The organism is Chromobacterium sp. IIBBL 290-4, assembly GCF_024207115.1.
In the GTDB taxonomy this organism is placed as follows: Bacteria; Pseudomonadota; Gammaproteobacteria; order Burkholderiales; family Chromobacteriaceae; genus Chromobacterium.
This window is the reverse complement of sequence record NZ_CP100128.1, coordinates 2355800-2381534: the sequence shown is the minus strand read 5'-3', so window position 1 is coordinate 2381534 and position 25735 is coordinate 2355800. Positions and strand designations below refer to the sequence as shown.

Annotated in this window: 19 protein-coding genes; 11 read left to right on the top strand and 8 right to left on the bottom strand. The window is 50.9% G+C overall.

Annotated features, from left to right (window positions below; translation table 11 throughout):
- Nucleotides 1-2 precede the first annotated feature (2 nt).
- Both petA and NKT35_RS10925 read right to left on the bottom strand, forming a co-directional pair.
- On the bottom strand, nucleotides 3-587 hold the full coding sequence (gene petA, locus NKT35_RS10930; RefSeq protein WP_254301114.1) for a ubiquinol-cytochrome c reductase iron-sulfur subunit: 585 nt from the start codon (nucleotides 585-587) through the stop codon (nucleotides 3-5).
- Between the two features lie 113 nt (nucleotides 588-700).
- Nucleotides 701-1447 (bottom strand): Nif3-like dinuclear metal center hexameric protein, encoded by a 747-nt coding sequence (locus NKT35_RS10925; RefSeq protein WP_254301374.1) that lies wholly within the window; start codon nucleotides 1445-1447, stop codon nucleotides 701-703.
- Nucleotides 1448-1768: 321 nt separating this feature from the next.
- Between NKT35_RS10925 and rfbB (NKT35_RS10920) the strand changes: the two genes are divergently transcribed.
- The 11 genes from rfbB (NKT35_RS10920) (at nucleotide 1769) to rfbC (ending at nucleotide 14772) form a co-directional block, all read left to right on the top strand.
- Entirely contained in the window at nucleotides 1769-2836 is a 1068-nt protein-coding gene (gene rfbB, locus NKT35_RS10920) for a dTDP-glucose 4,6-dehydratase (protein WP_254301102.1), read from the top strand.
- Nucleotides 2833-3738 (top strand): dTDP-4-dehydrorhamnose reductase, encoded by a 906-nt coding sequence (gene rfbD, locus NKT35_RS10915; protein WP_254301100.1) that lies wholly within the window; start codon nucleotides 2833-2835, stop codon nucleotides 3736-3738. The genes rfbB (NKT35_RS10920) and rfbD (NKT35_RS10915) overlap by 4 nt, the downstream gene beginning before the upstream one ends.
- 16 nt (nucleotides 3739-3754) lie before the next feature.
- A complete protein-coding gene (rfbA, locus tag NKT35_RS10910) occupies nucleotides 3755-4633 on the top strand; it encodes a glucose-1-phosphate thymidylyltransferase RfbA (RefSeq protein WP_254301113.1) in 879 nt (292 codons plus the stop codon).
- 40 nt (nucleotides 4634-4673) lie between these two features.
- Nucleotides 4674-5465 carry an ABC transporter permease gene (locus NKT35_RS10905; RefSeq protein ID WP_254301111.1) on the top strand — a complete coding sequence of 264 codons (792 nt, stop codon included), beginning with the start codon at nucleotides 4674-4676 and terminating at the stop codon, nucleotides 5463-5465.
- Nucleotides 5455-6789 carry an ABC transporter ATP-binding protein gene (locus tag NKT35_RS10900; protein ID WP_254301109.1) on the top strand — a complete coding sequence of 445 codons (1335 nt, stop codon included), beginning with the start codon at nucleotides 5455-5457 and terminating at the stop codon, nucleotides 6787-6789. The genes NKT35_RS10905 and NKT35_RS10900 overlap by 11 nt, the downstream gene beginning before the upstream one ends.
- The gene (locus NKT35_RS10895; protein WP_254301108.1) at nucleotides 6789-10268 is read left to right on the top strand and encodes a glycosyltransferase; all 3480 of its coding nucleotides are present in this window, start codon (nucleotides 6789-6791) and stop codon (nucleotides 10266-10268) included. Before NKT35_RS10900 ends, NKT35_RS10895 begins: the two co-directional genes overlap by 1 nt.
- 24 nt (nucleotides 10269-10292) lie before the next feature.
- Nucleotides 10293-11219, top strand: a complete 927-nt coding sequence (locus NKT35_RS10890; RefSeq protein ID WP_254301107.1) for an NAD-dependent epimerase/dehydratase family protein — start codon at nucleotides 10293-10295, stop codon at nucleotides 11217-11219.
- A gap of 72 nt (nucleotides 11220-11291) precedes the next feature.
- Nucleotides 11292-12359, top strand: a complete 1068-nt coding sequence (gene rfbB / locus NKT35_RS10885) for a dTDP-glucose 4,6-dehydratase (RefSeq protein ID WP_254301102.1) — start codon at nucleotides 11292-11294, stop codon at nucleotides 12357-12359.
- A complete protein-coding gene (rfbD, locus tag NKT35_RS10880) occupies nucleotides 12356-13261 on the top strand; it encodes a dTDP-4-dehydrorhamnose reductase (RefSeq protein ID WP_254301100.1) in 906 nt (301 codons plus the stop codon). Before rfbB (NKT35_RS10885) ends, rfbD (NKT35_RS10880) begins: the two co-directional genes overlap by 4 nt.
- 16 nt (nucleotides 13262-13277) lie before the next feature.
- Nucleotides 13278-14165 (top strand): glucose-1-phosphate thymidylyltransferase RfbA, encoded by an 888-nt coding sequence (rfbA, locus tag NKT35_RS10875; RefSeq protein WP_254301099.1) that lies wholly within the window; start codon nucleotides 13278-13280, stop codon nucleotides 14163-14165.
- 61 nt (nucleotides 14166-14226) lie between these two features.
- The gene (gene rfbC, locus NKT35_RS10870; protein WP_254301098.1) at nucleotides 14227-14772 is read left to right on the top strand and encodes a dTDP-4-dehydrorhamnose 3,5-epimerase; all 546 of its coding nucleotides are present in this window, start codon (nucleotides 14227-14229) and stop codon (nucleotides 14770-14772) included.
- A 106-nt stretch (nucleotides 14773-14878) separates the two neighbouring features.
- Here rfbC and groL read toward each other — a convergent pair whose 3' ends face one another.
- The 6 genes from groL to gltB form a co-directional block, all read right to left on the bottom strand.
- Complete coding sequence (gene groL / locus NKT35_RS10865) at nucleotides 14879-16522, bottom strand: chaperonin GroEL (RefSeq protein ID WP_254301097.1); 1644 nt, start codon at nucleotides 16520-16522, stop codon at nucleotides 14879-14881.
- A gap of 47 nt (nucleotides 16523-16569) precedes the next feature.
- Nucleotides 16570-16857, bottom strand: a complete 288-nt coding sequence (groES, locus tag NKT35_RS10860) for a co-chaperone GroES (RefSeq protein WP_254301096.1) — start codon at nucleotides 16855-16857, stop codon at nucleotides 16570-16572.
- A gap of 164 nt (nucleotides 16858-17021) precedes the next feature.
- Nucleotides 17022-17969: an MraY family glycosyltransferase gene (locus NKT35_RS10855; protein WP_254301095.1), complete on the bottom strand. Its 948-nt coding sequence runs from the start codon at nucleotides 17967-17969 to the stop codon at nucleotides 17022-17024.
- Between the two features lie 691 nt (nucleotides 17970-18660).
- Nucleotides 18661-19518, bottom strand: a complete 858-nt coding sequence (locus tag NKT35_RS10850) for a glycosyltransferase (protein WP_254301094.1) — start codon at nucleotides 19516-19518, stop codon at nucleotides 18661-18663.
- A gap of 65 nt (nucleotides 19519-19583) precedes the next feature.
- Entirely contained in the window at nucleotides 19584-21002 is a 1419-nt protein-coding gene (locus NKT35_RS10845; RefSeq protein ID WP_305883476.1) for a glutamate synthase small subunit GltD family protein, read from the bottom strand.
- Between the two features lie 70 nt (nucleotides 21003-21072).
- The gene (gene gltB / locus NKT35_RS10840; RefSeq protein ID WP_254301093.1) at nucleotides 21073-25521 is read right to left on the bottom strand and encodes a glutamate synthase large subunit; all 4449 of its coding nucleotides are present in this window, start codon (nucleotides 25519-25521) and stop codon (nucleotides 21073-21075) included.
- Between the last annotated feature and the right edge of the window lie 214 nt (nucleotides 25522-25735).

Genomic DNA, 25735 nt, shown 5'->3' with positions numbered 1-25735 from the left:
GCTTATTTGTCGTCGCCAATCAACAGGCGAGTGTCGGACATATACTTGTGCGGGGGAATTTCCAAGTTCTTAGGAGCCGGCACGCCCTTGAATACGCGGGCGGCCAGGTCGAACTTGGAGCCATGGCAGGGGCAATAGAAGCCGCCCAGCCATTCCGGTCCCAGATCGGCGGGCGCCAGATCCGGCCGGAAGGTCGGCGAACAGCCCAGGTGGGTGCAAATGCCGACTGCGATCAAGTACTGGGGCTTGATGGAGCGATGCTCATTCTGGCAATACTTCGGTTGCTGCTCGACTTCCGATTGCGGATCGACCAGCTTGGGGTCGTTCTTGGGCAGGTTCTTGAGCTGCTCCGGCGTGCGGCTGAGAATCCAGACCGGCTTGCCGCGCCACTCAACGTTGATCTTTTGCCCCAGTTCAATTTTGCCGATGTCGACTTCGACAGGCGCCCCGGCCGCTTTCGCCCTTTCGGACGGGAAGAAGCTCAAGAAGAAAGGCGTGGCAGCGCCGACTACCGCGACACCCCCAACAGCGCTGGAAGCGACCGTCAGGAACCGACGGCGCCCCGTATCGACTTGTTGTTCACTCATTACAGTCATCCTCAATCGTGGAAATCGAGCCCTAAACGCAGGATTTTACCCGATTACTAGTAGGGACTTGAAGCTTCTATGCAAATAAATTGGCCAGGGCGCCGGCTAGATGCTTAAACCGGGTTATTTATGTCAACAAATTCGACGTTTATGCCGTTGGAACGCAGCAAATGCTCGCCCAAAGCCTGGATCCCAAAGCGTTCCGTGGCATGATGACCGGCGGCGATGAATGCAACATCGCTTTCCATCGCCATGTGGTAATTCTGTTCCGATGCTTCGCCGGTGATAAAGGCATCCACGCCCAGCGCGATCGCGTCTGCGAAGAAGCCCTGCGCGCCGCCGGTGCACCAGGCCACGCGCCGAATCGGCTTATCCTTCCTGCCCAGCAATTGCGCATCGCGCCCCAAGCTTTGTCCGACATGTGCGGCGAATTCAGCGGCATCGCCCTTTCCCTCCCATCCGCCATGCCATAATAGATTCTGCTCCCCAGCTTGGCCTTCGGCTTTTAAACCCAGCACCCTCCCCAGGGCCGCGTTATTGCCCAGCTCGGGATGGCCGTCCAAAGGCAGGTGGTAAGCGATCAGGCTGATATCATGCTGCAGCAGGCTGCGGATGCGCTGCCGCTTCATGCCGCAAATGCGCGCGTCCTCTCCCTTCCAGAAATAGCCATGGTGGACCAGGATCGCGTCGGCCCCGCGCGCGATAGCCGCGTCGATCAAGGCTTGCGAAGCCGTCACACCCAACACGATCTTGCGCACCTCGCCTCGCCCCTCCACTTGCAAGCCGTTTGGCGCGTAGTCCTTGTAGCGCCAAGGCTCCAGCAAGGCGTCCAAGGCTTGGGTCAGTTCATTCAATTGCATCAAATTCATTTCCTCAATATTGACGAAGGGATCATATTTGTCACTATGCATGCGACTCCTCTCCTCACACTCTCATCTAACTCACTGAATTTTTGCCCTACTCTTTCAAAGCCTATAAAATTATAAGGTTGTTTCAAAAGCAGCCCATGATGCTCCATGTCCAACCCTCGCATACGAGCAGGCTGACATGGTCACAGACATCGATCAGGCTGCGGAACTTGATTGAATGCTATCCACTCATGCTACTGAAGATGTGGAAAACATGGATTACACAGAACACGGCATAGCACATTTGCCGAATCGTTATCACAGGAAGCTTCAATGACTATTCTCGTCACCGGCGGCGCCGGCTTCATCGGCGGCAACTTCGTACTCGACTGGTTAGCCGAACACAATGAAACCGTTATCAATCTCGACGCCCTGACCTATGCAGGCAATCTTGATACGCTCGTATCCCTCAAAAATAATGCCAAACACATCTTCGTGCATGGCAGTATTGGCGATCGCACCCTGCTTGAGAAGCTTCTGAACGAACATCAACCCCGCACCATCGTCAACTTCGCGGCGGAAAGCCATGTCGACCGTTCCATCCACGGCCCCGGCGACTTCATCCAGACCAATATCGTCGGCACCTTCAACCTGCTGGAAAGCGTGCGCGCTTATTGGAATAACCTGGATACCGAGCGTCAAACCGCCTTCCGCTTCCTGCACGTCTCCACCGACGAAGTCTACGGCACGCTGTCGCAGGAAGACCCGCCCTTCGCAGAAACCAACCGCTATGAGCCGAACAGTCCCTACTCCGCTTCCAAAGCGGCATCAGACCACTTGGTGCGCGCCTGGCATCACACCTATGGTCTGCCGGTGCTGACCACCAATTGCAGCAATAATTACGGCCCCTACCATTTCCCTGAAAAACTGATCCCGCTGGTCATTCTCAATGCCCTGGCCGGCAAGCCGTTGCCAATTTACGGCGACGGTCAGCAAGTGCGCGATTGGCTGTACGTCAAAGACCATTGCAGCGCCATCCGCCGCGTGCTGGAAGCCGGCAAACTCGGCGAAACCTATAATGTCGGCGGCTGGAACGAGAAAGCCAATCTCGACGTGGTGCAAACCATTTGCGCCATTTTGGACGAGCTCAAGCCCCGTGCCGACGGCGAGCACTACGCATCGCAGATCACCTTTGTGCAAGACCGTCCCGGCCACGACCGCCGCTATGCCATCGACGCGCGCAAGCTCGAACGCGAACTGGGCTGGAAACCAGCGGAAACCTTTGAAAGCGGCATTCGCAAGACCGTGCAGTGGTATCTGGACAATCCTCAGTGGGTAGACAACGTCACCAGCGGCCACTATCGCGACTGGATTGATCAACAATACGGTCGACCTGCATGACTCGCATTCTGATCACCGGCAAAAATGGCCAGGTCGGACATGAGCTTGTACGCGCGCTGGCGCCGCTGGGCGAGCTGATCGCGCTGGACCGCGAAGGCATGGACCTTACCGACGCCCATGCCATCCAGACCGTTCTGGAGACGCACCGCCCGGACATCATCGTCAATCCCGCCGCCTATACTGCCGTCGACAAAGCAGAAAGCGAGCCCGATGTCGCCCAAGCGGTCAATGCCGCGGCGCCCGAAGCGATGGCGCATTGGGCGGCGAAACATGGCGCTTTGCTGATTCATTACTCCACCGATTACATCTTTAATGGTCGGGGAGAGTCCGCATGGCGCGAAGAGGATGCCGCAGACCCGCAATCCGTGTACGGTCAAAGCAAATGGCTGGGTGAGCAAGCCGTGCGGGCGACAGCACCGCGCCATTGGATCTTGCGCACCAGTTGGGTATTCGGCGCGCATGGCGCGAACTTCCTCAAGACCATGCTCCGATTGGCCAGCGAACGCTCGGAACTGAAGGTGGTCGCCGACCAAGTCGGCGCGCCCACTTCCGCCGCCTTGATCGCAAACACCACGGCGCGACTGATTCAACGCTATCTCAGCGACGGCGAACGCAGCCCCTTCGGCACTTACCATCTGGTCGCCTCTGGTGAAACCAGCTGGCACGGCTACGCCCAATATCTGATCGGTCAAGCCAGCAAGCTCGGCTTTCCGCTGACGCTGGCTCCCGATGCCGTACTGGGCATTCCCACCGAAGCTTACCCGCTGCCGGCCAAGCGCCCTGCCAACTCGCGTCTGGACTGCGCCAAACTAAAAGCCGATTTCAGCATCACGCTTCCTGCATGGCAAGACGGCGTGGACACCGTTCTCGCTGCGCTATGGCAGCAACGTGAAGCAGAATAGTATTAAAGGAATATTCATGAGCAAAGCTCGCAAAGGCATCATCCTCGCTGGGGGCTCTGGCACCCGCCTCTACCCGGCCACCATCTCCGTCAGCAAACAACTGCTGCCGATCTACGACAAGCCGATGATCTACTATCCCCTGACCACGCTGATGCTGGCCGGGATTCAGGACATTCTGATCATCTCCACCCCGCAAGATACTCCCCGCTTCGAACAGTTGCTGGGCGATGGCAGCCAGTGGGGCATTCGTCTGCAGTATGCGGTTCAACCGAGTCCGGATGGTCTGGCCCAGGCTTTCCTGATTGGCGAAGACTTTTTGGATGGCGCGCCCTCCGCGCTGGTGCTGGGCGACAACATCTTCTATGGCCACGATTTCGCAGGCCTGCTCAAAGCCGCCAACGCCAAGCCGAACGGCGCCAGCGTGTTCGCTTATCGCGTGCACGATCCTGAGCGTTACGGCGTGGTCGATTTCGATGCCAGCGGCAAAGCGCTGTCGATCGAAGAAAAGCCCAAACAGCCCAAATCTCATTACGCGGTTACCGGCTTATACTTCTACGATGAGCAAGTCGTCGACATCGCCAAAACCATTCAGCCGTCCGCTCGAGGCGAGCTGGAAATCACCGATGTCAACAACGTATATCTGCAGCAAAGCTCTCTGGATGTCCAGACCATGGGCCGTGGTTATGCCTGGCTGGACACCGGCACTCATGAGTCGATGTTGGAAGCGAGCCAATTCATTGCCACCATTGAAAGTCGGCAGGGCCTGAAAGTGGCTTGCCCAGAGGAAATCGCCTATCGCAGTGGCTGGATTGACCGCGAACAAGTCAAAACTCTTGCGCAACCGTTGCAAAAAACAGGCTATGGCCGATATTTGCTAGACATGATCAAGCACTGATCATTCACTCTGATAATATTTAATGCAGCAAGGAAAAAAAATGGCATTAGATGGAAAATCTAATTTCTTCTATATAACAAAATCTCTTGTAACACGAGAGATAGCTACAAAGTATCGAGGGTCTACCGTAGGCGCTGCATGGATTTTTCTGCAGCCCATTTTAATGCTTGTAATATACACCTTTGTATTTGGTAGTATTTTGCAAGCAAAATGGGGAGTGAAAAGCACATCTCACGGTGAATATGCTCTAATACTTTTTGCCGGTTTGATAATTTTCAACTTTGTATCAGAGTGCTTATCTAAAGCTCCATCCGTAATAATAAGCAATACAAATTACGTTAAAAAGGTAATTTTTCCATTGCAGCTGCTTCCTCTCGTGATTGTAGTATCCGCATTTATAAATATGGTTATCGCAATCGGCGTTTGGATTCTCTTTTATATTTTGTTGGTAGGTTTACCCCCGCTTACAGTACTTTTTTTACCAGCAATCCTCATACCGATTGCCTTGTTGACTTATGGCGTTACTTCATTTCTCGCCGCCGTCGGAGTCTACTTCCGAGATGTAAATCAATTTCTCGGGGTGTTTTTGACAGGGTTGATGTTTATATCTCCAATATTCTACCCCATTCAAGTACTGCCAAAGGATATTGCTTCCTACATATATTTAAACCCGCTGACCATACCTGTTGATCAGCTCAGAAGCGCATTATACTGGGGTGTCGCTCCAAACCCAGAAAGCTACTTCATATATCTTTTTGCATCCATTTTACTAGCCTTTCTGGGGCATAAGTTTTTTTTAAAGACAAAAGTAGGATTTTCCGATGTTATCTAATAACGAATTAATTCAAGTATCAAACCTTGGAAAATGCTACACACTTTACAAAAGTGCTTCACATAGATTCTTTTCTTTATTTCCAATATTAAAAAGAAAAGCCAATTCCAAAGAATTTTGGGCGTTAAAAAGTGCAAGCTTTACCATAAATAAGGGTGAAACAGTAGGAATTGTAGGGAAGAATGGAAGTGGAAAATCCACTTTAATGCAACTAATTTGCCACACCCTTAGCCCTACTCAAGGTAGCGTCGTAACCAATGGCAAAATTGCAGCATTATTAGAGCTAGGTGCTGGATTTAATCCCGAGTTTACTGGACGTGAAAATGTCTATCTAGCAGCTTCACTTTATGGTCTTACTAAAAAAGAAACTGACAATGCTTTTCAAAGCATTATTGATTTCTCTGAAATTCATGATTTCATAGATCAACCAGTAAAAACCTACTCTAGCGGTATGTTTGTAAGACTAGCCTTTTCAGTTGTTGCTCATGTAAAGGCAGATATTCTCATTATTGATGAGGCCTTATCAGTTGGTGATGCATACTTCGTACAAAAATGCATGAGATTTTTACGGCAATTCATTTCCAATGACGGAACTCTTGTCTTTTGTAGCCATGACACTGGTGCCGTTACAAACTTATGCAATAAAGCCATTTGGGTAGATCGCGGAGAGATCCGACAAATAGGCACGCCCAAAGAGGTCACCCAAAACTATCTAGCATCACTTTATGATCAAAACACTCAATATAAGAGTAAAAATATAAACACTACCGCAACGGAAAAAGAAGAGGAAGATAGTCGGGATTGCAGAGAGAGTCTCTATGAAAATTCGACACTGAGAAATGATATTAAGGTTTTCAAATTCAAAGAGGAAGTTGGCTATTTTGGTGCTGGTGGTGCGAAAATAATCAACACGTACTTCAAGAACTCTGCAGGTGAAATTATATCGACCCTAACAGGGGGAGACTCTGTTTGTTTGGTCGTTGAATGCTTGGCTGAGCGCGACCTACTTAATCCAATCGTAGGATTCCAAATAAAAGATAGACTTGGCCAAGTAATATTTGCTGATAATACTTATCTAAAGTACATGGATACCAATATCGAAATTAACCATAATTCTACTTTCATGGCTAATTTCTCATTTAGACTACCAATTCTCCCAACAGGCGACTATTCGATATCACCTGCTATTGCGGAAGGTACACAAGAAAGCCACATCCAGCTTAATTGGATGCATGATGCGTTAATATTTAAAGTTCATGCGAGTTCAGTATGCCTTGGCATCATTGGACTAGATATGAAAAACATAGAAATTGAGGTTATTTGATGGAATTTACTGGAGAACGTTTCGTACCAAATCTTGATGGAGAGATCCGTCTCGAACACTATCATCGCTACGCATTAATTTCACCGTTTGTTAAAGATAAAGTAGTACTGGATATAGCCTGCGGCACTGGTTATGGGAGTAATGTACTCTATCATGCAGGTGCGAAAATGGTTTTCGGCGTAGATATTTCCAGCGAAGCTGTAGACTATGCCAAGACGCACTATACTTCTGATGAAAAAAATATTAACTTCATCGAGGGTAGTGTTACGAAGATTCCTTTTCCAGACAATTATTTCGACATCGTAGTCTCCTATGAAACAATAGAGCACTTGCTTGAGCAAAAAGAAATGCTTTCTGAAATATCCAGAGTGCTTCGGCCAGAGGGGTTTGCTTGCATTTCCTCTCCGAATAGGACTATTTTTTCAGAAATAAATCCAGAGCATAACCAATACCATTTAAAAGAATTAGATCTTGACGAATTCAACGACCTGTTAGCAAACGAATTTTCAAGCATAAAATATCTTTCTCAAAGAATTAATGCCGCCTCATTTATATCTGACTTAAATACGGCTAAAAATGAGTTTTTTGCAGTTCACGAAGAAAAAGAGAAGCTTCCCAAGGCAGGCTTAAATATACACCAACCTGTATATTACATTGCTCTTTGCGCTTCCTCAGAAAACGCTCTACCAGAGCACAGATCGTCCATATATATTTCAGATCATTATGATCTTATTACGTCAAACCGTATCCTAACAAATTGGGCAAGCGATTTGAGAAAAGGAATTGATCAGCGCGACTCAGAAATTAGTCAAAAAATTCAATACATTGAAAATATAAATACACAACTTGATGAAATCATTAGCTGGACGAAAGATTTGCAAAAAGGTATACAAATACGAGATGAAACTATCACTGCAAGCCAAGCGTCCATACAAGATCTAACCAAGAAAATAAATAATATAATAAATGAAAATGAAACAATTTTAGATTTAAAAAATGAGGAAATCTCGCAATTAAAAGAACATAACAACTCAATAAAAAGCACTCTTAATCTAGTAAGTACTGAAACCAATGAATTAAAAAAATCATTAACAAACACAACAGACTCATTAACGCTTACAGTTGCTGAAAAAAATAACCTTATTTCTCATCTTGGCAAGCTTAATAAAACGATTGTCGATTTGCAAAATGAACTGCAGGACATATCTACAACGCCATGGAACACCCTCAAGAATAAAATGAAAAGAATTAAAAGAATAGCCTCCTCATCGAGGATATTTATTGCATCAGGGCTTAAAGCGATAAAGTACTATGGCTCGTTTTATACTGTTCTGAAAAAGACACGCTCTCTTTATAAAATAGAAGGCATCTCTGGGATTATAAAAAAAGTCCGCTTTTTTTCTGGACTTCAGCAAAAAACCAACAATGCCAAACTTAGCGAAATATCAGACCCACTATACAATATAAAAAATAACATTGAATATTGCCCACTAGTTTCAATTATTGTACCCAACTATAACCATGCTCAGTATTTGGAAAGTAGGCTTAAATCAATCTACGCTCAAGATTATAAGAATTTTGAAGTAATTTTACTGGACGACTGCTCAAAAGACGACAGCATCCAAGTATTAAAAGCCTATGCCGATCAGTACTCTAACCAAACAAAATTAGTCATAAATGAGAAGAATTCAGGCGGTGTTTTTAATCAGTGGAAAAAAGGCATTGAGATAGCAAAGGGCGATATTATTTGGATTGCTGAAAGCGATGACTTTTGCACTCCAAATTTTCTTTCTGATTTAGTACCATACTTTGAGAACAAAGCAGTCAATATTGCATTTTGTAGAACTGATTTTGTAAATGGTAAAAATGGAGATATTGCATGGTCGATTGAATCATATTTCCAAAGCGCCAACATCAACATTGCTGAAAATAATTTCATCAAATCAGCGCATACACTAGTAAATCAGGCATGGGGTGTGCTAAATATCATCCCCAATGTTAGTAGCGCTATTTTTAGAAACAGCGGGAGTATCAGCCTATTTGATGATCAAAATTGGAAAAGCATGCGCTTATGCGGCGATTGGATATTTTATCTAACTATCGCACAAGGTGGTCTAGTCGCATACTCAAAGAATTCAACCAACTATTACAGGCAACATAGTAAAAACACATCAGTCACAGCTCAGTCTGAAAATATATATTACCAAGAACACTCTCTTGTTCTGAAGACGTTACTTGAAAAGTATTGGATATCTCCTGAAGCAGTTAAAGCTCAGCATGAAAGACTTTATCACCACTGGATAACCAAACGAGGCCAAAATACAGAGACTGAGTTCTTAAGCCTTTACAATCCAGACACTATTCGGTCTGAAGTTATTCCTTTCAAAGGGAATATCTTAATGGCTGGCTATGCCATAATACCTGGTGGAGGTGAAACATTTCCAATTACACTTGCGAATATATTAAAAGATCATGGCTATAGTGTAACATTTTTAAATTGTAATCAAGAAAAAACCAATAATGATATTCTAGCATTGTTAAAAAAAGATATTCCTGTATTAGAGGTTGAGAATTGGACTGATCTTTACCCTCAGTTGAATGACCTTGCAATTGATGTTGCGCATTCTCACCATGCATGGGTAGATGTTTTATTATCTAGCTTACTAAATGGAAGCCCCAATATAAAGCTAGTCATCACCACCCATGGGATGTATGAGATGATGGAGAAAGACAATCTCAAGCAAATCATGCCGATTCTGAAAAATAAACTGGATCATCTTGTTTACACAGCAGAGAAAAATAAATCTGCTTTTTCTGGAGATTTTCTTGATCAAAAAAATGCTAGGAAAATTGAAAATGCATTACCTGTTTATGAAGTAGATAAAAAGAATAGAGCCATTTACTCAATCCCTGATGATGCTTTTTTGTTATGTATGGTTGCTCGTGGCGTCCCCGAAAAGGGGTGGGAAGAAGCCATCAACGCAGTTAAAATTGCACACTCAAAATCTGAGCGAGAAATTCACCTCATTATTATTGGTAATGGCCCGGAGCATGATAGGTTAAAAAATGACTTACCTCCATATATCCATTTGCTTGGTTTTCGAAGCAATATAAGAAGCTATTTTTCAATGGCAGACATGGGTCTTCTACCGAGCAGATTCAAAGGAGAGAGCTACCCTCTAGCATTGATAGATTGCCTACTTAGTGGAAGACCAGTTCTTGCCAGTAATGTTGGTCAAGTTGAAGAAATGCTAAGTGCAGAAAATGGGCTTGCTGGAAAAGTAATTCAATTGGACAATTGGGAAATACCTGTAGAGGATTTTGCCAATGAAATTGTAAAGCTTGCAAACGATAAAGATTATTTTGCCCCGATTATAGAGAATGTAATTTCCGCAAGTGAGAAATTCAACCCTGAGATTATGTTCAACAAATACAACTCAATCTATCAAAACCTTATCCAGAATGATAATAAACTATAACTTTAATTTATTAGGTGAACTCTTATGCAATGCTTAGTACTTGGCGGCGGAGGTTTTATTGGGTCTGCTATATGTGATCAGCTTTTATCCAATGGATACGGCGTAAATGTATTCGAACATTACAAAACCAAACCCTATCGAAATTTTTTAGAATCTGAAAACATAAAATGGTTTTCTGGTGACTTTCACAGTCTTGATCAAGATATTGAGTGTCTTGACGGCGTGGAAACTATCATTCACCTAATATCGACAACTCATCCAAGCACTTCTAACAAGGACCCTATATTTGATATAGAGTCAAACCTGATTAACACAGTAAAGTTACTATCAAAATTAGAAAAATCCTCTGTAAAGAGAGTTATATTTATTTCCTCGGGAGGAACTGTCTATGGTGAGCCCACATACTTACCCATAGATGAAAAACACCCAACCAATCCTATTGTTTCTTATGGAATAGTTAAACTAGCCATTGAGAAATATTTACTAATGTATTGTAAATTATTTAACATAAAACCTATCATACTAAGAGTTTCAAACCCCTACGGTGAACGTCAGCAAATCGGTTCCATGCAAGGAGCCATTGGTGTTTTCTTAAATAAAGCAATAAATGATCAGCCAATTGAGATTTGGGGCGATGGTCTAATTTGCAGGGACTACATACACGTAAGAGATGTTGCAAAATCAGTAATCAAGGCTATTAAATATTCTGGCAATGCTTCAATATTCAATATTAGCTCAGGGAGTGGTGTTACCCTTACTGATCTTGCATTAGCAATTGAAAAAGCACTAGGACGTAAAATAACCGTAAATTATCTTGAACAGAGATCATTTGATGTTAAAAGCAACATACTATGCAATAAGCTTGCAAAGACTGAGCTTCTCTGGCAACCAGAAATAGCAATCGAAGATGGAATCAAATCAACGATGGCATGGGTTGTTGGTTCCAATTAAAAAGCATCTAATACATGTGATCGCTATTATTTTTCAAGCAAATCACACCTTTTTATATTTATTGAGATCATTATGACTATTCTCGTCACCGGCGGCGCCGGCTTCATCGGCGGCAACTTCGTACTCGACTGGTTAGCCGAACACAATGAAACCGTTATCAATCTCGACGCCCTGACCTATGCAGGCAATCTTGATACGCTCGTATCCCTCAAAAATAATGCCAAACACATCTTCGTGCATGGCAGTATTGGCGATCGCACCCTGCTTGAGAAGCTTCTGAACGAACATCAACCCCGCACCATCGTCAACTTCGCGGCGGAAAGCCATGTCGACCGTTCCATCCACGGCCCCGGCGACTTCATCCAGACCAATATCGTCGGCACCTTCAACCTGCTGGAAAGCGTGCGCGCTTATTGGAATAACCTGGATACCGAGCGTCAAACCGCCTTCCGCTTCCTGCACGTCTCCACCGACGAAGTCTACGGCACGCTGTCGCAGGAAGACCCGCCCTTCGCAGAAACCAACCGCTATGAGCCGAACAGTCCCTACTCCGCTTCCAAAGCGGCATCAGACCACTTGGTGCGCGCCTGGCATCACACCTATGGTCTGCCGGTGCTGACCACCAATTGCAGCAATAATTACGGCCCCTACCATTTCCCTGAAAAACTGATCCCGCTGGTCATTCTCAATGCCCTGGCCGGCAAGCCGTTGCCAATTTACGGCGACGGTCAGCAAGTGCGCGATTGGCTGTACGTCAAAGACCATTGCAGCGCCATCCGCCGCGTGCTGGAAGCCGGCAAACTCGGCGAAACCTATAATGTCGGCGGCTGGAACGAGAAAGCCAATCTCGACGTGGTGCAAACCATTTGCGCCATTTTGGACGAGCTCAAGCCCCGTGCCGACGGCGAGCACTACGCATCGCAGATCACCTTTGTGCAAGACCGTCCCGGCCACGACCGCCGCTATGCCATCGACGCGCGCAAGCTCGAACGCGAACTGGGCTGGAAACCAGCGGAAACCTTTGAAAGCGGCATTCGCAAGACCGTGCAGTGGTATCTGGACAATCCTCAGTGGGTAGACAACGTCACCAGCGGCCACTATCGCGACTGGATTGATCAACAATACGGTCGACCTGCATGACTCGCATTCTGATCACCGGCAAAAATGGCCAGGTCGGACATGAGCTTGTACGCGCGCTGGCGCCGCTGGGCGAGCTGATCGCGCTGGACCGCGAAGGCATGGACCTTACCGACGCCCATGCCATCCAGACCGTTCTGGAGACGCACCGCCCGGACATCATCGTCAATCCCGCCGCCTATACTGCCGTCGACAAAGCAGAAAGCGAGCCCGATGTCGCCCAAGCGGTCAATGCCGCGGCGCCCGAAGCGATGGCGCATTGGGCGGCGAAACATGGCGCTTTGCTGATTCATTACTCCACCGATTACATCTTTAATGGTCGGGGAGAGTCCGCATGGCGCGAAGAGGATGCCGCAGACCCGCAATCCGTGTACGGTCAAAGCAAATGGCTGGGTGAGCAAGCCGTGCGGGCGACAGCACCGCGCCATTGGATCTTGCGCACCAGTTGGGTATTCGGCGCGCATGGCGCGAACTTCCTCAAGACCATGCTCCGATTGGCCAGCGAACGCTCGGAACTGAAGGTGGTCGCCGACCAAGTCGGCGCGCCCACTTCCGCCGCCTTGATCGCAAACACCACGGCGCGACTGATTCAACGCTATCTCAGCGACGGCGAACGCAGCCCCTTCGGCACTTACCATCTGGTCGCCTCTGGTGAAACCAGCTGGCACGGCTACGCCCAATATCTGATCGGTCAAGCCAGCAAGCTCGGCTTTCCGCTGACGCTGGCTCCCGATGCCGTACTGGGCATTCCCACCGAAGCTTACCCGCTGCCGGCCAAGCGCCCTGCCAACTCGCGTCTGGACTGCGCCAAACTAAAAGCCGATTTCAGCATCACGCTTCCTGCATGGCAAGACGGCGTGGACACCGTTCTCGCTGCGCTATGGCAGCAACGTGAAGCAGAATAGTATTAAAGGAATATTCATGAGCAAAGCTCGCAAAGGCATCATCCTCGCTGGGGGCTCTGGCACCCGCCTCTACCCGGCCACCATCTCCGTCAGCAAACAACTGCTGCCGATCTACGACAAGCCGATGATCTACTATCCCCTGACCACGCTGATGCTGGCCGGGATTCAGGACATTCTGATCATCTCCACCCCGCAAGATACTCCCCGCTTCGAACAGTTGCTGGGCGATGGCAGCCAGTGGGGCATTCGTCTGCAGTATGCGGTTCAACCGAGTCCGGATGGTCTGGCCCAGGCTTTCCTGATTGGCGAAGACTTTTTGGATGGCGCGCCCTCCGCGCTGGTGCTGGGCGACAACATCTTCTATGGCCACGATTTCGCAGGCCTGCTCAAAGCCGCCAACGCCAAGCCGAACGGCGCCAGCGTGTTCGCTTATCGCGTGCACGATCCTGAGCGTTACGGCGTGGTCGATTTCGATGCCAGCGGCAAAGCGCTGTCGATCGAAGAAAAGCCCAAACAGCCCAAATCTCATTACGCGGTTACCGGCTTATACTTCTACGATGAGCAAGTCGTCGACATCGCCAAAACCATTCAGCCGTCCGCTCGAGGCGAGCTGGAAATCACCGATGTCAACAACGTATATCTGCAGCAAAGCTCTCTGGATGTCCAGACCATGGGCCGTGGTTATGCCTGGCTGGACACCGGCACTCATGAGTCGATGTTGGAAGCGAGCCAATTCATTGCCACCATTGAAAGTCGGCAGGGCCTGAAAGTGGCTTGCCCAGAGGAAATCGCCTATCGCAGTGGCTGGATTGACCGCGAACAAGTCAAAACTCTTGCGCAACCGTTGCAAAAAACAGGCTATGGCCGATATTTGCTAGACATGCTTGAGCAAACTACTTACTAACTCGATTACTAATCCGATAATGCAGCGGGGCCACTTACCCGCTGCGACAGGACCTGGCAACATGAATATCATTGATACCGCCATTCCAGAAGTGAAAATCATCGAACCGGCCGTCTTTGGCGATGATCGCGGTTTTTTCTTTGAAAGTTTCAACCAGAAAAAATTTGAAGAAGCCGTCGGTTATGCCGTCGACTTTGTACAGGATAACCACAGCCGCTCCAGTAAAGACGTTTTGCGCGGCCTACATTACCAATTGGACCCGCATGCTCAAGGCAAACTGGTCCGCGTAGTAGCTGGGGCAGTTTATGACGTGGCTGTCGATATCCGCCCGCAATCGCCCACTTTCGGTCAATGGGTAGGTGTGGAACTCTCGGCTGAGAACAAACGCCAACTGTGGATCCCTGCCGGTTTCGCCCATGGTTTCCTTACCTTGAGCGACAACACTGAGTTTCTGTATAAGACTACTGATTACTGGTTCAAGGATCTGGAGCGCAGCATTGCTTGGAATGATCCGACACTGGCGATAACCTGGCCACTGCAGCAACAGCCTCAACTATCCGCCAAGGATCAGAGCTCACCCCTCTTCTCTACTTTGTCCCATACTTAAACTTCTGTAGCGTTTTAAATAGACAAACGGCCTAGACAACAATGCTGTCCAGGCCGTTTTCTTATGATGCCGGCGACGTAAACGCAACCGGCTCATCAGAGACTGATTACATCATGCCGCCCATGCCGCCCATGCCGCCCATATCCGGCATGCCGCCAGCAGCCGGCTTGTCTTCCGGCAGTTCAGCGATCATGCAGTCGGTGGTCAGCATCAGGCCAGCTACGGAAGCGGCATGCTGCAGAGCGGAGCGGGTTACCTTGGCCGGATCCAGCACGCCCATTTCCAGCATGTCGCCGTATTCGCCGGTAGCGGCGTTGTAGCCGAAGTTGCCCTTTCCTTCCAGCACCTTGTTCACCACGACCGACGGCTCGTCGCCGGCGTTCTTGACGATCTGGCGCAGCGGCGCCTCGATCGCGCGCAGCACGATCTTGATGCCGGCTTCCTGCTCGACGTTTTCGGTCTTCAGGCTGTCCAGCGAAGCGCGAGCGCGCAGCAGGGCCACGCCGCCGCCGGCAACCACGCCTTCTTCAACCGCGGCGCGGGTCGCGTGCAGCGCGTCTTCCACGCGAGCCTTCTTCTCTTTCATTTCCACTTCGGTGGCAGCTCCAACCTTGATCACGGCCACGCCGCCGGCCAGCTTGGCCACGCGTTCTTGCAGCTTTTCGCGATCGTAGTCGGAAGTGGCTTCTTCGATCTGCTTGCGGATTTCACCCACGCGAGCCTGGATGGATGCAGCTTCGCCGGCGCCGTCGATGATGGTGGTGTTTTCCTTGCCCACTTCCACGCGCTTGGCTTGGCCCAGCAGTTCCAGACCGGCCTTTTCCAGGGTCAGACCCACTTCTTCAGCGATAACGGTACCGCCGGTCAGCACGGCGATGTCGTTCAGCATGGCCTTGCGGCGGTCGCCGAAGCCCGGAGCCTTGACGGCCACAACCTTCAGGATGCCGCGGATGGTGTTCACCACCAGCGTAGCCAGCGCTTCGCCTTCCACGTCTTCAGCGATGATCAGCAGCGGGCGGCCGGACTTGGCCACTTGCTCCAGAACCGGCAGCAGGTCGCGGATGTTGGAGATCTTTTTGTCGAACAGCAGGATGAAGGGATTGTCCAGAGCGGCAATCTGCTTGTCCTGATTGTTGATGAAGTACGGGGACAGGTAGCCGCGGTCGAACTGCATGCCTTCAACTACGTCCAGCTCGTTGTTCAGGCTCTTGCCGTCTTCAACGGTGATCACGCCTTCCTTGCCCACTTTTTCCATGGCGTTGGCGATGATTTCGCCGATGTCGCTATCGGAGTTGGCGGAGATGGAGCCGACCTGGGCGATTTCCTTGGTGGTCGCACATGGCTTGGCGATCTTGGCGATTTCGCCGACCAGGGACACGACGGCCTTGTCGATGCCGCGCTTCAGATCCATCGGGTTCATGCCGGCGGCGACGTACTTCATGCCTTCCTGCACGATGGCTTGCGCCAGAACGGTAGCGGTGGTGGTGCCGTCGCCAGCTACGTCGGAAGTCTTGGAAGCCACTTCCTTGACCATCTGCGCGCCCATGTTCTCGAACTTGTCTTTCAGTTCGATTTCCTTGGCGACGGATACGCCGTCCTTGGTGATGGTCGGCGCGCCGAAGGAGCGGTCCAGCACTACGTTGCGGCCCTTAGGACCCAGGGTTACCTTGACGGCATCGGCCAGGATGTTGACGCCAGCAACCATCTTGCTGCGAGCGGAATCACCAAATTTAACGTCTTTAGCTGCCATTCTCGAAATCTCCAGAATCTATTGATGAAGTACAGGTAAGGGTCGGATTACTCAACGATGCCCATTACATCTTCCTCGCGCATCACGAGGACTTCGTCGCCGTCAACCTTGACGGTCTGGCCGGAATACTTGCCGAAAATCACTTTGTCGCCGATTTTCAGTTCCAGCGGACGGCGTTCGCCATTTTCCAGGATCTTGCCATTGCCCACGGCCAGAACCTCGCCCATGTCCGGCTTCTCGGCGGCGGCGCCCGGCAGAACGATGCCGGAAGCGGTCTTTTCTTCAGCCTCGAGGCGCTTGATAACAACACGGTCGTGCAGAGGACGAATTGCCATTGATCTCTCCTATTACTTTGGCTGTTGAGAGTTGAACATCAGAAATTTATGGTTGTCAGCCGAGGCCTTAGCACTCGACCGTCGCGAGTGCTAATAATAGGGGCGAGAGAGAGGGTTTTCAAGAGCTTGCGAAAGCAAATTTCGGCAAGCCCTTCAGAACATCATCAACGCGGTGTCTTGCGCAACAGCAACCAGCGGGGCGTCCGAAATCGAATGATCATCCGATACAAGCGGACATAAGTGAACATGAAGACCAGTACGAAGCCGATAAGAACAGGCGTCTTGTTCCAGAACAGCATGGCTGGCACTACCGAAAACGATGAAAGTGCCCATAGATAGGGTGAAGTCAGGCTGTTTCGCTGGGTCAAGTGGCCCGCATCTTTCGAACCAACCATCCACAGCACTACTCGTTTATAAATGATTTGGTGAAGATGTAAGGCATCAGGGTATCCGACAGCTCGATTCTGTAAAAACTTTCTTCTATAAATTGAAAACATGGTTTCAAAAACTGGGTAAATAACACATAAAAGAGGAAACCAAGGAGATACGCTAGGGTGCCGTTGAACAAGTAGTACAGAAATTTCAGCAATCATGAATCCAACTAAATAAGCACCACCGTCCCCAGCAAATATCAAACCTCTGGGAAAGTTCCAAAACAGAAAGCCAGCGACAGCACCAACCATGGCAAAACAAACTCCAAGCAATTCTGGATCCTGCACCTTGAAAGCTACGTAAGACATTGCAAGAAAAACAAATATCGCAACAACACCAGACAGTCCATTATAGCCATCAATAATATTGACGGCATGCGCAACCCCACCGACCGCGACAATAGTTATCAATAATGAAAATATCATTGATTGTGCAAGCAAGCTATCAGCCCAAGGAATATCCAATCTCAACAATGCGGCATTGAACCAGAAATAGGCAATAATTGCTGCTACGAAAGTTGCTAACAGTCTTGGCTTAGGGCCAATTCTTTTTGTTACATCTTCCAGCAGCCCCATCCCAACCGCAGGCAAAGAGGCAATCAACAGTTGAATGGGCACCCATGAATGAAGCAAAAAAAATATTAAGCAACAACCGAAAGCCAAGCCCAGCAGTAAAGGCAATCCACCAATCCTGGGGACAGGCAATGCATGGAACTTCTGCACACCATTTAGATCATGGTCTGCAGATAGATGTTGGTGTAGATGAGCATAATGGATCAGTGCGCCCCCTACCATCAACGAGGAAAACAAAGAAATCAATAAAATTAGCAACATAATTGACCACTAGCCTATCTGACAATTTTATATTTAATCAGACACATACTAAAAATCCCCTCAAAAATACGATCCTCAACTAAAAAGCGAATAGTTTTTTAAACTACATACTTAGAGGACTCACATGGGGATAAATAGCCACAGGATAATTTGATGCAAATGCTACTCGCTCTAAAATATGGACTATGTTTAGATTTAATCCAAGAACAACCCAGCACTTTCAAAGCCATCCACATGGCACAATATAAGCAGGAAAACATCATAGCCATTAACTAATGGAGGAAAGTATTAAAACATTACACTTCAACAGCTACCAACAACAAAAAACAAAGGAAATATTTTAAAAAATTGTCCTCAATCAATCTAACTTATAGGCGAACAATCTCAATAGGAGAAATTAAACAATGCAAAACATATAACGTATCAAATATATACAAAAACCAAAAGTGACTCTCAAAAAAGAGTCACTTAGCTTCGCTCAGGAAATTCCATCAAGCACTACAACAAACAATCCAAGCTGAAGCGGAAAATTTCAGAGCTAATCTATTTTTCTCTTAAAATAACTCTTATTTATTCGCCTACGCTCAAAATCAAAAAGCCACCCCCATTTATTAAAATATCTGATAGCCGATTGAATATGAATAAAAAAGAGCTTCCCAAACTTGTATGAGGAGCGTCCAAACTCATGAGTAATTACAGCCTTGGGGTTAAACAAAACAACTCCGTGCCTATTTAATCTTCTAGTGAGATCCGTATCTTCCAAGTACATAAAAAATCTCTCATCAAACCCATCCAACTCCTTTAGAAGAGCTGTCCTTGCTGCGAGAAAGCAACCAGATGCGTTAGGCAGGGGCATCTCTGAGTCATATTTAAACCATTGCATTTCATAATGAAAATCAAGACGTTTAGCCAAGAACGGGAAAAAACGTCTAAAAAAAAGATTCATTGGTGTCGGCAATAACTTGTTCAGCCGCTGCAATCTACCATCTGGATAGCGTACCAATGGAACGCAAGCAACAACACCATTATCACTTACCATAGGCTGAATCAGGTTAAAAACAGTTTCAGCAGCAAACTCCACATCAGGATTTATAATAACGTGGTAATCACTGCAAACAGTTCTGATTACTTGATTATGCGCTGCACCGAAACCAATATTATTGCCGAAATGTCTATAGGTATGATTGGAGAAATAACTTGCCAAACAATTACTTGGAGAATTATCTACAACTACCAAATCGATAGGCAGTCTACTCTGCTCAACGCTACGCAGTAGTCGTTCAATTTGACTTGGTGAATTATTGAAAATCACTAAAGAAGCGCTAACTTTCACGTCCAAATCACCAAATCCCATCAAATCAAAGCCTTTAATAATTTTTGATAAAAAAATTATCAACCAAATATTTTTGAATAAGTAACCTCTGCTCTAACAAACCAGATACCATGCAAAAGGCATTAAAATCATCTCGGCTGAGATAGGAAATCAAGCATTTCATCAGCAGCCTGTCTACCTTCAAAAACAGCCCTGACTACTAAATCCGCCCCTCGCACCATATCTCCGCCAGCAAAAACTCTTGAATTATCAGTCTGATATCTTTTTCCCATAGCCCCTGACACCAATGTTCGACCATTAGAAGCAACAGTAATTCCCTGTCTCTCGAACCAATCAGCGGCCTCCACCTGAAAGCCAAACGCAACAATCACATGATCAAACTCAATGATTTCCCCGCTGCCATGCACTAATTCAGCGTTACAACGCCCTTTGGCATCAGGAGCTCCCAAACGAGTTTCAGCCAATTTTACTGCGAGGGTTCCACCTATCATCGGCTCAATCGCAACAGGCTGGCGGTTCCACAAGAACTCAACGCCTTCTTCCTTGGCATTGGCCACCTCGCGCTTGGAGCCCGGCATATTGCCTTCATCGCGGCGATAGGCGCAAATCACACGCTTCGCTCCTTGGCGTATCGCAGTGCGGTTGCAGTCCATGGCGGTGTCTCCGCCACCAAGCACAAGCACTCGCTTGCCCTTCATCGAGATATGAGTCTCGTCGCCAGGCAGGGTTCCCATCGATTGGCGCACATTGTTGATCAAATAGGGCAAAGCTTCAAGCACGCCAGGGCTGTCCTCTCCAGGGAAGCCGCCCTTCATGAACTTGTAAGCCCCCATCCCCATGAAGATGGCATCGTGCTTCTCGAGCAAAGTTTCAATCGACACATCCTTGCCGATCTCGGTATTCAGTACGAATTCAACGCCCATGCCCTCGAGGATGGCTCGGCGACGACGAATCACGTCTTTTTCCAACTTGAACTCCGGGATACCAAAGGTCAGCAGGCCGCCGATTTCCTCGTAACGGTCATACACCACCGCCTTGACGCCATTGCGGACCAATACATCCGCACAGGCAAGACCTGCGGGGCCCGCCCCTATCACGCCTACGGTTTTGTCAGTCCAAACAACCTTGGACATATCCGGTCGCCAGCCCGCCTTGAACGCTTCGTCGGTGATGTACTTTTCGATGCTGCCGATCGACACCGCGCCGAAGCCTCCCTGGTTCAGGGTACAGGCGCCTTCGCACAATCGGTCTTGCGGACAGACTCGGCCGCAGATCTCCGGCAAACTGTTGGTTTGGTGCGACAGTTCAGCCGCCTCAAACAAGCGCCCCTCTTCTACTAACTTCAACCAGTTGGGTATGTAGTTGTGGACCGGACACTGCCATTCGCAGTATGGGTTGCCGCAAGACAAGCAGCGGCCGGCTTGGTCGGCGGCATCTACCGCATGTAGCGGTTGGTAGATTTCCTTGAATTCTATTTTGCGTACAGACGCTTCAACTTTGTCGCCGGGATTGCGCGACAGCTTCATGAACTGGAATACATCGGACATTGTGATCTCTCCCGCGAGGGAGGGCGGCGCCATGCGCCGCCCTATATATATATGAATGCGCAAGCGGCGCTTAGTCTTTGAGCAGGCTTTCCAGCTTGGCGGCCTTGGGCTTCACCAGCCAGAAATAGTCCACGTAATCGTCGAAGTTCTGCAGCATGGCGCGGCCGGTTTCCGAACCGGTCAGCTCCACATGTTTGGCGATCTTTTCCAGCAGGTAGGCGCGGTACATGCCCATCGCCTCGCCGTTGATCAGATGAATGTCGATCAGCTCGTTGTTGTAGCGGTAGGCGAACTTCTCGCTCGGGTCATAAACGAAGGCGAAGCCGCCGGTCATGCCGGCGCCGAAGTTGTAGCCGGTTTCGCCCAACACCACGACCGTTCCACCAGTCATGTATTCGCAACAGTGGTCGCCCGCGCCCTCGATCACCGCCAGCGCGCCGGAATTGCGCACGCCGAAGCGCTCGCCAGCGATGCCGGCCGCGAACAGCTGGCCGCCGGTCGCCCCATAGAGACAGGTATTGCCGATGATGATGGATTCGCCCGCCGCATAACCGGCATCCTTGGGAGGGTAGATGGTGACGCGGCCGCCGGCCATCCCTTTGCCGACGTAGTCGTTGGCATCGCCTTCCAGCTCCAGGTGCAGGCCAGCCGCGTTCCACACGCCAAAACTCTGGCCGGCGCTGCCGGTGAACTTCACCTTCAGGCAGCCAAACGGCAGCCCTGCCGCGCCGTGGACGCGGGCGATTTCACCGGACAGCCGCGCGCCAATGGAACGGTGGGTGTTTTCGATCGGGTAGGCCAACTCCAGCATCTGCTTATTGTGGATGGCCGGCAGCGCGTCTTGCAAGATCTGCTCAGCCAACTCGCCCTTGTCGAAAGACGGATTGCTGTCCGATACGCAGAAGCGCGGCTCGCTGTCCGGCACCGTGCCTTGCGACAGCAGCGGGCGCAGATCCAAGCGGCCCTGGCGCTCGCTCTCGCCTTCCAAGATATCCATCAAATCCATGCGGCCGATCAGCTCTTCCATGCTGCGCACACCCAGCTTGGCCATCCACTCGCGGGTTTCGCGGGCGATGAACAGGAAGTAGTTGACCACCATGTCCGGCAGGCCGGTGAAGTACTTGGAACGCAACTTGAGCTCCTGCGTCGCCACGCCGGTGGCGCAGTTGTTCAGGTGGCAGATGCGCAGGTATTTGCAGCCCAGCGCTACCATAGGCCCGGTGCCAAAGCCAAAGCTCTCCGCGCCCAGGATGGCGGCCTTGACCACGTCCAGGCCGGTTTTCAGGCCGCCGTCGGTCTGCACCCGCACCCGGCCGCGCAAGCCGTTGGCGCGCAATACCTGCTGCGCCTCGGACAGACCCAGTTCCCATGGCGAGCCAGCGTACTTGACCGAGGTAAGCGGCGACGCGCCGGTGCCGCCGTCATAGCCGGAGATGGTGATCAGGTCGGCATAGGCCTTGGCCACGCCGGCGGCCACGGTGCCGACGCCCGGCTCGGCCACCAGCTTCACCGACACCAGCGCGGACGGGTTCACCTGCTTAAGGTCGAAAATCAGCTGCGCCAGGTCTTCGATGGAATAGATGTCGTGATGCGGCGGCGGCGAGATCAGGCTGACACCTTCCTTGGCGTGGCGCAGCCGCGCGATCAGGCCGGACACCTTGTCGCCGGGCAACTGGCCGCCTTCGCCTGGTTTCGCCCCCTGGGCCACCTTGATCTGCAGCACCTCGGCGTTGACCAGGTAGTGCGGCGTGACGCCGAAACGGCCGGACGCCACCTGCTTGATCTTGGACATCTTCTCGGTGCCGTAGCGCGCCGGGTCTTCGCCGCCCTCGCCGGAATTGGAGCGTCCGCCCAGGCGGTTCATGGCGATGGCCAGCGCCTCATGCGCTTCCGGGCTCAGCGCCCCCAGCGACATGCCGGCCGAATCGAAGCGTTTGACGATGGCCTCCACCGGTTCCACTTCGTCCAGCGGTATCGGCTCGGCGGCCAGTTTCACCTGCATCAGATCGCGCAGCATCGCCACCGGACGGGTGTTCACGGTCTCCGCGTATTGCTGGTAAGCGCCGTAATCGTCGTTCTGCACCGCCTTCTGCAGCAGTTGCACCACGTCCGGGTTATAGGCGTGATACTCCTCGCCATGCACATATTTCAGCAAGCCGCCCTGGCTCAGACCGCGCATCGGATTAAAGGCCAGCTTGGCCAGCTGTTTCTGATCCGCTTCGAAATCGGCGAAATTGGCGCCGGACACGCGCGATACCGTGCCCTTCAGGCACAGCCCCACCACTTCTTCATGGATGCCGACCGCCTCGAACAACTGCGCGCCGCGATAAGACGCGATAGTGGAGATGCCCATTTTGGACAGCACCTTGAGCAAGCCCTTGTTGATGCCCTTGCGGTAGTGCTGCAGCGCCTCGTTCGGCTTGAGTTGCACTTCGCCGTTGTTCACCAGCTCGATGATGGTCTGATAGGCCAGGTAGGGATAGACCGCGGTGGCGCCGTAACCCAGCACGCAAGCCATCTGGTGCGCGTCGCGCACGGTGGCGGTTTCCACCACGATATTGGTCTTGCAGCGCAAACCGGCATCTATCAAGGCATGATGCACCGCGCCGGTGGCGAACAGCGCATGGATGGGCAGGCGCTCGCCGGTGGCGTGGCGATCGGACAGCACCACCACTACCGTGCCCTCCTGGACCGCCTCCACCACATGGCGGCTCAGACAGGAAATGGCCTCGCTGAGCGTGGTCTCGGTCGGGTCATAGCAGAGGTCGAAATTGGTAGCCTTCAGATAAGGCTCCGGGCGGGTGGTGACGCGGGTGAACTTCTCGTGGCTCAGCACCGGGCTGCGCACCTCCAGCCGTTTGGCGTGCTCTGCACTCTCCTCGAACATATTCCGCTCCGGGCCGAACACGGTGTTCAAGGACATCACCACGGCTTCGCGGATCGGATCGATAGGAGGATTGGTCACCTGGGCGAACTGCTGGCGCAGATAATCGAACGGCGAGCGCACCTTCTGGCTCAGCACCGCCATCGGCGTGTCGTCGCCCATGGAGCCGACGGCTTCCTGGCCATCCGCCGCCAGCACGCGCAGGATCTGGTCGCGCTCCTCGCGGCTGAGATTGAACATCTTCTGCAGCTTGGCCAGCTCGTCCTTGGACAGCGGCTCGACGCCGGCATCATCCTCTATGGATAGCTCCAGGTATTTGGCGCTGTCCTTGATCCACTGCCGGTAGGGCTTGGCGCTCTTCAGTTGCGCGTCGATGTCTTCCGGCATCAGCAGTTCGCCGCTCTGCAAGTCGGCACCGAACAATTGGCCGGGCTTGACGCGGCCTTTCTTCACCACGTCCTGGGCGCGGTAGTCCCAGACGCCCACTTCCGAAGCGATGGTCAGGATATTGTCGCGGGTCAGCACCCAGCGCGCCGGGCGCAGGCCGTTGCGGTCCAGCATGCAGGCGGCGTAGCGGCCATCGGTCAGCACGATGCCGGCCGGGCCGTCCCAAGGCTCCATGTGCATGGAGTTGAATTCATAGAAGGCGCGCAGGTCCTTGTCGGTGCTGTCTACGTTCTGCCAGGCCGGCGGCACCAACAGGCGCAGCGCGCGGAACAGCGGAATGCCGCCCATCAGCAGCCCTTCCAGCATATTGTCCAGGCTCATCGAGTCGGAGCCGTCGGTCTGGACGATGGGACGCACCGCATCCATGTCCAGGTGCGGCGAGGCCATGATGCGCTCGCGCGCGCGCGCCCAATTGCGGTTGCCCTGCACCGTGTTGATCTCGCCGTTGTGGGCGAGGAAGCGGAACGGCTGCGCCAGCTTCCACTGCGGCCAGGTATTGGTGGAGAAGCGCTGGTGGAACACCGCCAGGCTGGATTCGAAACGCGGGTCGGCCAGGTCCAGGAAGAAGCGCGGCAGGTTCTCCGGCGTCACCAAACCTTTATAAGAGATGGTGTGCGGCGACAGCGTGGGCAGATAGAAACAGGAATCATCGCCGCGGTTGGCTTTCTCGGCCAGGCGGCGGCCCATATAGAGCCGGCGCTGGAAAGCCAGCTCATCCATGCCGAACGGACAGTTCACAAACACCTGCGAAATAGCCGGCAAGGACGCCAGCGCGGTTTCGCCGCAGGCCGACACATCCACCGGCACGGTGCGGAAGCCGGCCACTTCCAGCTGCTGCGCTTCCAGATGCTCGCGCAGGCGCGCGAGGCTGCGCTCGCCTGTCGCGCTGTCCGAGTGGTGAAACACCAGGCCGGCGGCGTACACTGACTTCAAGGCGATGCCGGCCTCGGCCGCCACTTCGCGCAAAAAGCCATCCGGCTTCTTGAACAGCAGGCCGCAGCCATCGCCGGACTTGCCGTCCGCCGCCACTGCGCCGCGGTGGGTCAGCTTGGCCAGCGACGAAATGGCGGTGGCCACCAGCCAGTGGCTGGGCTTGTCGTCCAATTGCGCGATCAGGCCGAAGCCGCAGCTGTCCTGTTCGAATTCGGGTTTATACAATGTGCCTTGCAAGCAGCGCTGTCTGTCCATTTCTCTGCCCATTTATACTTTGTAGTGATGCGTTCGATTCTAAGGGCAAGATCGACGGAGCGGCAAGCCGTTTTACCGCGGCGCAACAATCATTTAATTTCAGCCATTTACCGCACAATGGATTGATTTTCAATGTAATTTTGCTACCTAAAAACATCTATAATTTTGATTTTTTGAGACATTAATTTTCAAAAATACGACAGTTTTTTGACAA

Excerpts from the sequence above, each read along its gene's own strand:
- petA (WP_254301114.1), bottom strand. The coding sequence starts at position 587 with ATGAGTGAACAACAAGTCGATACGGGGCGCCGTCGGTTCCTGACGGTC.
- NKT35_RS10925 (WP_254301374.1), bottom strand. The coding sequence starts at position 1,447 with ATGCAATTGAATGAACTGACCCAAGCCTTGGACGCCTTGCTGGAGCCT.
- rfbA (WP_254301113.1), top strand. The coding sequence starts at position 3,755 with ATGAGCAAAGCTCGCAAAGGCATCATCCTCGCTGGGGGCTCTGGCACC.
- rfbB (WP_254301102.1), top strand. The coding sequence starts at position 11,292 with ATGACTATTCTCGTCACCGGCGGCGCCGGCTTCATCGGCGGCAACTTC.
- rfbC (WP_254301098.1), top strand. The coding sequence starts at position 14,227 with ATGAATATCATTGATACCGCCATTCCAGAAGTGAAAATCATCGAACCG.
- groES (WP_254301096.1), bottom strand. The coding sequence starts at position 16,857 with ATGGCAATTCGTCCTCTGCACGACCGTGTTGTTATCAAGCGCCTCGAG.
- NKT35_RS10900 (WP_254301109.1), top strand. The coding sequence starts at position 5,455 with ATGTTATCTAATAACGAATTAATTCAAGTATCAAACCTTGGAAAATGC.
- rfbA (WP_254301099.1), top strand. The coding sequence starts at position 13,278 with ATGAGCAAAGCTCGCAAAGGCATCATCCTCGCTGGGGGCTCTGGCACC.
- rfbB (WP_254301102.1), top strand. The coding sequence starts at position 1,769 with ATGACTATTCTCGTCACCGGCGGCGCCGGCTTCATCGGCGGCAACTTC.
- gltB (WP_254301093.1), bottom strand. The coding sequence starts at position 25,521 with ATGGACAGACAGCGCTGCTTGCAAGGCACATTGTATAAACCCGAATTC.
- rfbD (WP_254301100.1), top strand. The coding sequence starts at position 12,356 with ATGACTCGCATTCTGATCACCGGCAAAAATGGCCAGGTCGGACATGAG.
- groL (WP_254301097.1), bottom strand. The coding sequence starts at position 16,522 with ATGGCAGCTAAAGACGTTAAATTTGGTGATTCCGCTCGCAGCAAGATG.
- rfbD (WP_254301100.1), top strand. The coding sequence starts at position 2,833 with ATGACTCGCATTCTGATCACCGGCAAAAATGGCCAGGTCGGACATGAG.
- NKT35_RS10890 (WP_254301107.1), top strand. The coding sequence starts at position 10,293 with ATGCAATGCTTAGTACTTGGCGGCGGAGGTTTTATTGGGTCTGCTATA.
- NKT35_RS10845 (WP_305883476.1), bottom strand. The coding sequence starts at position 21,002 with ATGTCCGATGTATTCCAGTTCATGAAGCTGTCGCGCAATCCCGGCGAC.
- NKT35_RS10905 (WP_254301111.1), top strand. The coding sequence starts at position 4,674 with ATGGCATTAGATGGAAAATCTAATTTCTTCTATATAACAAAATCTCTT.
- NKT35_RS10895 (WP_254301108.1), top strand. The coding sequence starts at position 6,789 with ATGGAATTTACTGGAGAACGTTTCGTACCAAATCTTGATGGAGAGATC.